Source organism: Paenibacillus sp. 4624, assembly GCF_050435065.1.
Taxonomy (GTDB): domain Bacteria; phylum Bacillota; class Bacilli; order Paenibacillales; family Paenibacillaceae; genus Paenibacillus; species Paenibacillus amylolyticus_D.
This window is the reverse complement of the sequence record NZ_JBNDJR010000022.1, coordinates 50120-62166: the sequence shown is the minus strand read 5'-3', so window position 1 is coordinate 62166 and position 12047 is coordinate 50120. Positions and strand designations below refer to the sequence as shown.

3 protein-coding genes are annotated in these 12047 nt (G+C 49.4%); all 3 read right to left on the bottom strand.

Translation table 11 applies throughout. The features are described from left to right. On the bottom strand, positions 1-9431 hold a 9431-nt coding region (locus ABIE27_RS29780; RefSeq protein WP_429352151.1), incomplete at its 3' end, for an amino acid adenylation domain-containing protein. Next, positions 9418-9576, bottom strand: coding sequence for a hypothetical protein (locus ABIE27_RS29775; RefSeq protein ID WP_161556996.1), 159 nt, complete (start codon positions 9574-9576; stop codon positions 9418-9420). The genes ABIE27_RS29780 and ABIE27_RS29775, both read right to left, overlap by 14 nt. Positions 9577-10139: 563 nt before the next feature. Further along, the gene (gene ectB, locus ABIE27_RS29770) at positions 10140-11423 is read right to left on the bottom strand and encodes a diaminobutyrate--2-oxoglutarate transaminase (protein WP_429352150.1); all 1284 of its coding nucleotides are present in this window, start codon (positions 11421-11423) and stop codon (positions 10140-10142) included. Between the last annotated feature and the right edge of the window lie 624 nt (positions 11424-12047).

Here is a 12047-nt window from a genome sequence, read left to right as displayed (position 1 = left end):
GAACTAGTGATGAGTAACTCCATCTGACTCATATTCAGCCCTTGCTCATGCACATATTCCATAAACGGCACAATCAGCGCTGGCGTCGATTCAAATATAGTCACTTGCTCCTGCTCGATCCAATGGTGCAGACGAGACGGATCGATCCGGTCATCCTTCGGCACGATCACCATCGTTCCTCCGTTGTACAGCGTGCGTGCGATATCGCCCACGAATACGTCAAACGAGAAGCTGGCCAGCTGCAATAGCCGCACCGGGAACTGATCCAAACGATATTCCCGTCGGTATCCTGCCGCCGTATTGACCAGGCTGCGGTGCTCGATCATGACGCCTTTGGGTTGTCCTGTCGTTCCCGACGTGTAGATTACGTAGGCCAGATCCTCTGGGCGGACTTCGTGGAAATCACCCATGCCAACACCATTCGGATAGCGTGTATCACCGTTGTCAACAAGACCTGTCAGCTTGCTGGAAACCGTACCAGAGGCCACGCTAGAGCCCATGCTGGAGACAGCTCCTGACGCCATACCAGAACTCATCGGCGCATTGGCCCGCTCCTCGCTATAGGTTGCTTCGTCGTCGAGATACACTACTGCCGCCAGCGCCAGTTCCTCTTCGCCCAGCCAAGCTTCGGCACGCTCTCGCAGTGGCGTTTGCGTAAGCAGTACCTTCGCTCCGCTGTCTTCGAGCATGAAGCGCACGCGGTCTGCCGGGTAATCCGGATCGAGCGGGACATACGCGCCGCCTGCTTTCCAGACAGCGAGCACGGCTACCAGCAAATCCACTGAACGTTCGGCAAGAATGCCAACGATGGATTCCCGGCCGATGCCGCTTGCACGTAGCGTAGCCGCCAAACGGTTTGCCCGCTCGTTTAGCTCCGCATACGTTAGACGATCGTTTTCGTACACGACGGCCTCTGACTCCGGTGCGCACTGTGCCTGTTCCTCGAACAAACGGTGGAATGCAACCGCTGGAGTCGTTTCTGCTTCCGGTTGCGCCGGATTAAACGTAAGGAGCATTTCTTCTTTTTCCGCTGTGGTCAACAGGTGTAGCTCAGCAATCCTAGCATCCGGGCGGCTTACGATCTTCGCAAGCAAATGTCCGAAATGAGCCTGCAACCTTCGAATCGTGCTTTCTTTATAAAGAGCCGTTGCGAATTCAAAGTTGCACTCCAACACACCGTCTTCTTCTGTAACATCTACACTCAAATCGAACTTGGCTGACCCGTAGTCACTAGGGTACGGTGATAACTTCAGTCCTTTCAGTTCTATCTTTTTATCTTCCAAGTTTTGCAGGGAGAACATGGTATCAAAGAGCGGGTTGCGGCTCAGATCCCGGGTAACCTGTACTTTATCGACGAGCTCTTCGAACGGATAGTTCTGATGCTCGTAAGCCCCTAAAGTCGTTTCTTTCACTTCGTCCAAATACGAAAGGAAGGTTTTTTCTGACGTCGGATAATTACGAAGCGCCAGCGTATTGACAAACATTCCGATTAAGGGCTGCGTGTCTACATGTGTTCTGCCCGCAATCGACGTTCCGACGATCAAATCGTCCTGACCTGTGTATTTATGCAAAAGCACGGTATATGCCGCAAGTAACACCATATACAGCGTCGTTCCTCTTTGAGCAGCCAGCTGCTTCAAACCTTCGTTCGTTTCCTCATTCACGAAAGATGTTAATGTCTGTCCTTCAAAACTTTGCACGGCAGGACGCGGATAGTCCGTTGGCATTTCCAGCACCGGCAGCTCGCCCTGGTAACGTTCCAACCAATAGGTTTCCTCACGTTTCAACTGCTCCTTTTGCTCGTCTGACTGCTGCCATACCGCATAGTCCTTGTATTGAATGCGCAAAGGCTCTAATGTCTCGTCGCCGTATAGACGAACGAGTTCATCGACGAATACGTCCATCGAAACCCCGTCGGAGATGATATGGTGCATGTCAAACATCAGCAAATAACGTTCGGTCGCCAGCTCTACGAGTTCCGCTCGCAGCAGTGGAGGCTTCGCCAAGTCGAAAGGCTGGATGAAGGCCTGTACAACGTCAGGCGCTTCTTCCTCGTTCGCATGACAGTAGTCCACAGCAAAGTCGACACTCTCATAAATGCGCTGTACTGCTTCGCCTTGCACGATCTCGAAGCCGGTTCGCAGCGTTTCGTGCCGTGCGATCAGTCCGCGGAAAGCCTTGTCCAACAGACCCCGATCAATCGTTCCTTCCACCAGTAGTACACCAGGCATGTTGTAGCTCTGATCAGCACCTTCCAGCTGATTCAGGATAAACAACCGCTTCTGGGCTGATGATAGTGGATAATATGCTCTTGTGTCTGCCAACGGAATCGACGAGAACGTCTTCTCTCCGATCCTTGATATGGCAAGAGCCATCTCTTCAAGCGTCGAATAACGAAATACGTCCCGCAGAGGCAACTCAACGTTCAACTCCTGGTGAACCTTACTTACCAGTGTTGTCGCCCGAAGTGAATGGCCGCCGAGGTCGAAGAAATTATCATGAACACCAATGCGCGTAAGTCCGAGCACACTTTTCCAAATATCAGCCAGACTGGCTTCGAGTGGAGTCCGCGGTGGAGTCCCCTCTTCGCCTGGCTGTAGGTGCTCCTCTGGCGCCGGGAGAGACTTGCGGTCAACCTTGCCGTTCGTTGTCAGCGGGAGTTGCTCTAACTGAATCAAGTACGACGGAATCATATAGGCCGGCAGCTCCTGGGAAAGTACACTCTTCACCTCAGCCGCTGGAAGCTCAACGTCAGCTTCATAATAAGCACAAAGTTGCTTTTCGCCTGAAGCATTCTCCCTTGCAAATACCGTTGTTTTCCGAATTCCCTCCACTTTCTGAAGCTGAGCTTCAATCTCGCCGAGTTCAATTCGGAAGCCACGAATTTTCACTTGATCATCCGTCCGTCCAACGTATTCGATTGTACCGTCCGACAACCATTTCGCTAAATCCCCCGTCCGGTACATGCGCTCTCCCGGTTGAAACGGATGTTCCACAAATTTCTCCGCCGTCAGCTCAGGCCGGTTATTGTAGCCCTGTACCAAGCCTTCTCCACCAACGCATAATTCGCCAGCCACACCGATCGGCAGAAGTTGGTTCCGGCTGTCGACGATACACACCGTTGTATTACTGATAGGTCTTCCGATGGGAACGGTAACCGCTGCGTCATCAATGAAATCGACCGGAAGGTATGTCGTATACACCGTGCTTTCCGATGGGCCATAAAGGTGGTTAAGTCTACCCGGTCCGATATGAGCGAGCGCTTTACGCACATGGCCAACCGACACCCGCTCTCCTCCGAATAATATTGCCCGGACATTCCGCAAGCAGTCGATGTTCACATCTACAAGCACGTTAAAAAAAGCCGTCGTTATCAGCATCACCGAGATATGCTCGCGCTGAATGAGTTCCGCTAACTGGCCAATCTCCAGCACAGTCTCACGGGGAACCAGCACCAACCGTGCTCCGTTGGTCAAAGCACCAAAAATATCGAAGATCGCTCCGTCAAACGAATAACTCGAAAGCTGGAGGACATGATCGTGCTCGGTGATGTCGATATAATTCGTATTTCGCACGATACGCACGATGTTGCGGTGCGAGACAAGGTTGCCTTTCGGCTTGCCCGTCGTGCCTGACGTATAGATGATGCATGCCAGATCTGTCGCTTCCGTGCCCGGATTTAAATCAGTGCAGTCCTCATGATAGAAAAATTCATCATTCAATAAGATCACGGAGTCCGAATCTGCCAGACGTTCACGCAAGCGGCTTTGGGTCAGCATGACCTGTGCTCCCGAATCCTCGATCAGAAAACGGATACGCTCCTCGGGATATTCCGGATCAATCGGTACGTAACCCGCTCCGGCTTTGTGTGCCGCCAGCATACCCACTACCATTTCAATGGAACGTTCAGCCATAATAGCGACTAGTCCTCCTCGGGTTATCCCGTGACTACGTAAGGTACGGGCAAGGCGGTTGACACGTTCATTCAGAGCGCGGTAGGTCATCTCTTGTCCATTAAAGGTGACCGCAGCTGCATCTGGGATGCGCTCCGCTTGTTCTTGGAACAAGCGAATGAGCGTCTTATCGCGAGGGAAATCTGTGGTGGTATCATTAAAGCGTTCGAGAAGTTCCGTCTTTTCCGCCTCCGTCACAAGTTCCAGCTCACACACCGTAATTTTCGGATTAGCCGTCACCTGCTCCAGCAGATGCACGAGATGCCCCTTAAGCCGCTCGATACTCTCTTTGTCGAACACTTCAGCGTTAAAATCGAATCGAATTTCAATCTCGGCTCCTGGTGCCACTGTCACATTGAAGTTATAGTTCGTCTGCTCCTCCATCTGAACATCAGCAATCGTCAGCTCGCCATGTTGCTGGTCGCCTGCTTGCTCCATCTGTTCGTCTACCGGATAATTCTCGAAAGCGATAATATGGTTGATCAGGTTCTGCTTTTGCAAGCTGAGGGCTTGAATTTCATACAGTGGATAATAATCATAACGCCCCGACTCCAGCGCCTGCTCCTGGAGCTTCACCATCAGGTTGGCGAACACGGTGTCGGCTTCACTCGTAACACGAACCGGAACTGTATTGATAAACAGACCAATCATGGACTCGACGCCTGGAATTTCTACCGGTCTTCCAGCTACAACGCTACCGAATACGGCATCGTGAGTTCCGTTATATTTTTGCAACATCACACCCCATGCAGCTTGCAAAAGCGTATTTACGGTAACTAGATGCTGTTTCGCTACCTGATCCATCCGTTCACTTAACTCCTTGCCTAGCTGGGCAGTAACGTGATCAGCTTTAAATCTGTTATGCGGCGCTGATTCCTTTTGCCCAGGGAGTAGCGTTTGCCCTTCATAGCCTGCCAAGAATGTCATCCAGTAATCGGATGCCGCCTTATCGTCCTGCTTCTCCAACCATTCGATATAAGAGCCGTAATCTGCTCCTTTATCTACCACCGGTTGCTCACCAGAGATCAAAGCAGAATACACCTCAAACAGCTCCTGTGTCAGCTGAGACAGACACCAACCATCCATTAAAATATGCTGGAAACTCCACAATACATGGTAGCTTTGCTCTTCAGTACGCAGGATCGTAAACCGAACGAGTGCATCATGTTCCATGTCGAAGCCGCGAAGTTTGTCATCCTCAGCCTTTTTGTCCAGATAGGCCTGTTTTTCATCCATTTGCAAATGAAGCAGCTCTTCATATTCGAAGCCAACCGGTTTATCACGGTACACAATTTGCAACGGCTCCCCTGTCGGACCTTTCACAAAATTCGCCCGTAACACCAAATGTCGTTTTGCAAGCTCCATCCAGCTTTTCTCGAAAAGCTGAACATTGAGTGCTCCCCGCATCGTAAACCGCGTCTGCTCGAAGTAAGCGGCTGTTTGCTGATCAAGCGCGCTGTGGAACCACATGCCCTTTTGCATCGGCGTAAGCGAGTAAATATTTTCGATCTTTCCGAGATGACCGGAGCGCTGAGCGATTTGCTCCAATGCTGCAATGGTCAAACCTTTAAATTGTACGTCGCTTGGTGTCAATTCGGTATGTTCTTTCCCTACACAGTGCGCTATGAGTTCTCGGAGACTTTGCTCAAGCCCTTGAGCGAAAAATTCCATCGTTGCCTTCCGATACTGCTTGCGACTGTAGCTAAGATCAAGCGATAAAGCTCCGTCCAGCACCATGCCATTAATATCCAGCACAAAGCTGCGGGCCTGACGATCACTAGCCGGGCTGCCACTGGAATAAGAAGATATGCCGATCTCATCTTGATTGACATCATCGTCGAACTGACCGAGGTAATTAAAATTAATTTCCGGCTCTGCGCCCCAAACAAAGCCATCCTCCGACTTAGAAAGATAACGGCATAAGCCATACCCAAGCCCTTTGTTAGGAATGCGGCGCAAGTGTTCCTTGACCTGTTTAATCTGGTAGGCCAAATCCCGATCGCTTTCCGGCTCTAGGACCACTGGGAACTTGGTCGTAAACCAGCCAACTGTGCGATTAATGTCGATATCTGTTCCAATGGATTCACGTCCATGTCCTTCGAGATTGATCCGCACACGTTCGTGTCCTGTCCAATTGCGAATAGCTATGCCGAGCGCCGTGATTAAAATATCGTTCATTTCAGTGTTATAAGCTCGGTGAACCCGCTTCAGTAACAGCTCTGTTTCTTCGGGAGTCAAACGGACGAATAGTGATTCGCTGTCTTGTTGCGTTGTCATGTCCGTCTCCATATCCTTCGGTATGGCCGGAACCTCAATTTGTTCCACGTCCTGCCAATAGGCACGCTCCTTCGCAAGCTCCTCACTTTGTGCGTAAGCGGCCAATTGTTCTGACCAAGTGCGGTATGCATCCGTTTTCGCCGGGAAACGAATGTCCTCGTTTTTGACTGCCTGCTCGTAACCCAGTGCGAAATCCTCCATCAAAATACGCCAAGACACACCGTCCACCACGGCATGGTGAACCGTCAGTAGCAGATGATCACCATCCGCACACTGAAACAGTCCCGCTTTCATAAGAGGCCCATTCTCCAGATCAATACCCGCTTGAATGTCCGTTGCCTTGGCTTCCACAACCTGCCCGGTGTGTTGCTCCTCCTTGAAGTCGAACACATCCAGCGTGAACAGCCCGCCTTCCTGAATCGCTCGGTTCCGTGCGCTGAACCCTTGTTTCGTCTTACGGAATACCATTCGCAAAGCGTCATGATGCTCGGCCAGCTTTTGCAGTACATGTCCTGCCGTTTCTTCGTCGAAGCGTTCCTTCCGGTACAGCATCACCGACTGATTGAAATGATGTGCATCCACAAAAGAGCTCTCGAAAAACCATTGCTGGATCGGCGTCAGCACTGTTTCACCCGTTATTTCTCCTTGATCAATGGTACGTCCAATGGTTTTCACATGCAGACTGAGCTGTGAGATCGTTGGATATTTGAACAAATCCCTGATTTCCAGCTTGTATCCGGCTTGATGAAGACGCGAAGATACTTGGATGGACTTAATCGAGTCCCCACCCAGCTCAAAGAAATGATCGGTTACCCCAACGCGATCAGCGTTCAATACGGCTTGCCATACATCGGCAAGGGTCCGCTCCACTTCATTTCGGGGAGCAACGTACTCGCCTCCAATTAGTGCATTTCCTTCTGGGACAGGCAAAGCCTTTCGGTCAATTTTGTCGTTCGGTGTAAGGGGCATCCGTGGAAGCTGAACGAAATGCGCCGGAATCATGTAATTCGGCAAGTTTTGCGCCAGCGTGCTTCTCAGTTCACCTAGTGTAAGCGGGTGGCTCGCGACCAGGTATGCGCACAGTTCTTGACCGCTTTTGCCTTCCCGTGCCATCACGATTGTCTCCTGCACGGAGTCAATCTTCAGAAGTTGCTCTTCGATCTCTCCAATCTCGATTCGGAATCCACGGATTTTCACCTGATGGTCGATCCGGCCCAAATACTCCATATTTCCGTCTGGGAGCCAGCGGGCGAGATCTCCCGTACGGTAAAGACGTTCTCCCGGTGCAAACGGATGTTCCACGAACTTCTCTGCTGTTAGCTCTGGTTGGTTCAGATAACCTCTCGCAAGCCCCACTCCCGCAACGCACAACTCACCTTCCACTCCTGGAGGTACAAGTTGCAGTTGAGCATCCAAAATAAAAATCTGGTGATTCGCCAGTGGCCGCCCGATCGGAATCACTCTGTGTTCCGACTGCTCCTCGTCTGCATCCCAAAGTGTCGTAACAATGGATGCTTCAGTAGGGCCATAAGCATTGAAATAGTGGACCTTCGTTTTCCACTGTTGCACGAATTCGGCTGATACCGCCGAGCCTCCGGTTACGAGTTTCGTTAAACTAGGGAGGCGATCCGGGTTCAAATAAGCGCTGTACGTCGGCGGCAAAATCGCCGCTGTAATTGCATGCTCATTCATATAAAGTTCGAACAAACGGGTGTCGAGAATCGTTTCGGCCGTAGGAATGTACAAAGTCGCACCAAAATAGAGCGCTTTGAACATTTCCCAGCAGGATGCATCGAATGACAGGCTGGCGAATTGAACAATTCGGTCTCGCTCCGTAATACGAAGCCTGTCTGCGAACATCAATTTCAAGCTTACCAAGCCCCGATGCTCCAGCATAACCCCTTTGGGTTTACCTGTTGTACCTGACGTATAGATGACATAAGCAAGGTCATTCGGGCCGCTAGATGGCTCCAGGTTCGCCCCATCGTTGCTATAGGAGTTCTCGTCATCCAGTGCAAGTACAGTCCCTTTGAAAGGTACCTGGTGCATCAGTTCCCTTTGAGTTAGCAATAGTTGCGCGTTAGAGTCCTCCAGAATGTAACGGATTCGTTCTTCCGGGTATTCGGGATCAATGGGCACGTAAGCACCGCCAGCTTTTAGAACTGCCAAAATACCAACAACCGTCTCCAGCGATCGCCTTATCATCAAGCCGACCAATTGATTGGGTAACACGCCGACGGATCGAAGCGTTCTCGCCAGCCGGTTGGCCCGTTCATTCAACTCCGCATATGAAAGTTGCTGATTCTCAAAAACAACTGCTGTTGCTTCTGGCACCCGCTGTACCTGTTCTTCTACGAGTTGATGAATTGTCCATTCCCAGGCATAGTCCTGCTTGGTATCGTTAAAGCTTTGGAGCAATTGAAATCTCTCATCTTCGGACAACATATCAATCTTCACGATGTCCAGTTCCAGCTCGTGGAGACCCACAGTTAGCAAGCTGTTGAGATGACCAACAACCCGAGTCATGAATTCAGAATCATATAAATGCTCGTTGTATAAAAGAGCTAGCTGTATTGTCCCGCCGGTTATGCTGAACTCAAAAGAACAATCCGTGACCGCATATTGTGCGATTTCATCCGTATGTAGCTCCTTGAGAGAGACTAGTGTATGGATGATGGGCTTCCCGTCCGCATATTGTAGGTCCAGCTTCTCTGTCATTTTCGAGAACGGAATATGTTGATGCTGAATCGCTTCCGGTAAGGAAGTCCTCAATTCACTCAGAAGTGTTTTAAAAGTCGCGCCCGCCGAAAACGAGTTTTTTAATATGACAGTATGATTAATGGATCGGCGCTGTTCCGTTTTTTTCGGTACAACTGGCATACCAACCAAAATGTCGGAAGCGCCTATATATTTATATAAAAGTGACTGAACACCAGCAAGCATAATCATAAACGTTGCCAGCGGAGCTCCCTTACTCATTTGCAGGACACGCTGCGATGCTTTCTCTGAGAGCGAACCACTAATGGTTGTCATCATGGGTCTTAAAGGGCTTTGAGTTTTGCTGTAAGGCAACCGCGTCAAAATATCATCATCACTACCGAGTTTTTCGTTCCAAAACAACGTTTCTTTTTCAAAAGCCACCTGGATCGTTCCCCTCTCTTCATCGGTAAAAGCAATCCGGCAGAGCCTATGCCGAAGCAACGCTCCCCGCCTTTTCAAAATGTGACAACAATAGCAATGGCTTATGCCAAATCACCGCTTTGCTTGTCCAATCGATCGCATATGACAATCTTCTGCCTGGCAACTGTCCCGAACGACTCCCATGCTTGAAAAAATATAAAGACATCGTTTACGCAAAAGGCGCAGCTGTTACTGGCTCCCTTGCTTCAATATGTTTACTGTGAACACGGCCGTCCGAAAACGGACCTTGAGTTAACCTTGGATTCGGAATTGGAATTAGAGGTGGACAAGGGAGGTTCCTCCCATTGATGTAAGACGTGCTGTAGGATTCCAGTAGGCCGGCAGGAAATTAGCCGTACCTCCGGATTTAGCAACGGAGTTGCCTTGATCAAAACCTATGTTAAGGGGCATGGATACACTCTATGTACGATTAGTGCATTCCCCCGCAGTCCCGATGTGGATAAGTCAAGATCAGGCTGCGGGGTAGTGATCTTTTCCCGATGATTACATGTGAAGATGGTATTTCATGAGACTCCCAAAAATGCTCTTTATTCGATGAATGGTTTAGCTCTAGGATTAGCAGTGAATTCCCATGTTACCTGACGGTACCAAGGAATTTCTCAGTGGAATTCCTATAGGAGCAAAACATCATCTGAACACCAGTGCCGAGCAACCCCTCAAAGAAATTTCCATTCCTATTGTCGGAAGTGCCTATCCGTTTGCCCAAGCTTAGGTCGTTACCAGCAAACGCTGGGCCTCTTGAGAGATTACCTGCTGAATACTAGACTTGATAATATTGCAACCAGCAGCCAGATTCTCCATGGAAACAGTTAGCGGAGGCATGATTTTCAAGACAAGGTCCCCTCTGCCAGCCCTTTCAATAATAAGTCCTTTCTCGAAACTGATCTCCGACATTCGCTTCGCCCCTGCTTCATCCGTGAAGCCCGAAACGTCAATGCCCCAGATCAGGCCAATCCCGCGGATGGTGATGGATGGATGTAGAGGTTTGATTTCTTTATCAAGGAACGAGCGCACGAACTCTTCCTTTTGCTTCACCTGTTCTTCCAAATCGGCTCTATCCCGGAACTCAAGAGCAGCCTTGGCAGCCACAAAAGCGAGCTGGTTGCCGCGGAAGGTACCGTTGTGTTCTCCTGGCGTCCAAAGATCCAGTTCAGGCTTCAAGAGCAGAAGGGACATTGGCAGGCCGTACCCGCTGATCGACTTTGACAGGGTAACAAGATCCGGCTCAATCCCCGCACGTTCGAAGGAGAAAAATTCACCCGTTCGACCGCAGCCGACTTGAATCTCATCGGTAATGAGCAGTATATCGTGCTTGCGGCAAATCTGTTGCAATCCACGTAGCCACTTTACGTCAGCGACATGAATGCCGCCTTCAGCTTGTACCGTTTCAAGCAGAATGGCAGCCGGTTTATCGACTCCGGAGTGCGAATCATTCAGGATATTCTCGATGTAACCGAGTGTATCCATCTCTGCGAAAGCCCCACTCGGGTGTGGTATGAATGTAACTCCATCCAGAGGAAGTCCCGCACCTTCTCTCATCGACTTGGAGCTTGTTGCCGAAAGGCTACCGAGTGACATGCCGTGGAAACCACCCATGAATGCAAATATGCCAGTTCTTTTCTTCGCCTTGCGTGCAAGCTTAAGTGCCGCTTCCACCGCATTTGTGCCCGTCGGACCGCAGAATTGAAGCTTGTAATTCAGCTTCTTCGGCTCCAGGATCCGCTCCGAGAAGCTCTGGATGAATTCTCGCTTGGCCATTGTGTACATATCCAGACCATGCATAATCCGGTCGGATGTCAGGTAATCGAGAATCCGCTCTTTAATATAATCGTTGTTATGACCGTAGTTCAGTGCTCCAGCACCTGCAAAAAAATCAATATATGCTCTTCCATCCTCAGCATATAACAGGTCTTCCTTGGCCCGGTCGAATACTACCGGAAAGCTTCTGCAGTAAGATCTTACGTTAGATTCCAGCTTTTCAAAAATGCTCACGCGCTTCATCCTCCATCGTAATTGGGATAAGGTTAGCTTCATTCTTTCTGAACCTTCTGGCGTCATCGAGCAAAACATTCTCGGCTGTCATTTACCACAATCGTCGGTCCTCGCATGCCGGCTTGCTGGGTATCCAGTGGACTGGTCTCTCGCACACAGCTTGGGTATGTATAAAAACCCACCAATTCTATTTTATTGCATAATTGGAAGGTCGACCTGGGTAGAATTATATCAAATTTCCAAAGAATGTATAGTAAAATTTTGGTTAAATTAGGTCTTTGAAGTATAAAGTGTTAATATTTCGCCTTAAATTAACACAATTAGGAGCATTACAAGCACAGTTTGTCATCTTTCGAGGAATTAAATAGGGGAAAAAGTCCAAATCACTGAATACCATTAATGGTATATATTACCTTATATATTCTCTGTCAAAATTTTGATTCCTTTCACTTTACAAAAATTTAACAAAATTATCCTAAATCACTTTCGTTAACTTATGTAAGCAGAAAAATGTAAGAAATTATAATGAGCGTCTAAAGAGTGGGACGTTTACAAATGCTCATGTAATAAAAACTTGGGACCCTGAAAGGATTCCAACGTCTTTCTTTTTAAGGTAGAGTGGGT

Bases quoted from the DNA above. Each gene is read 5' to 3' on its own strand.
- ABIE27_RS29775 (WP_161556996.1), bottom strand. From the start codon at position 9,576: ATGTCTTTATATTTTTTCAAGCATGGGAGTCGTTCGGGACAGTTGCCA.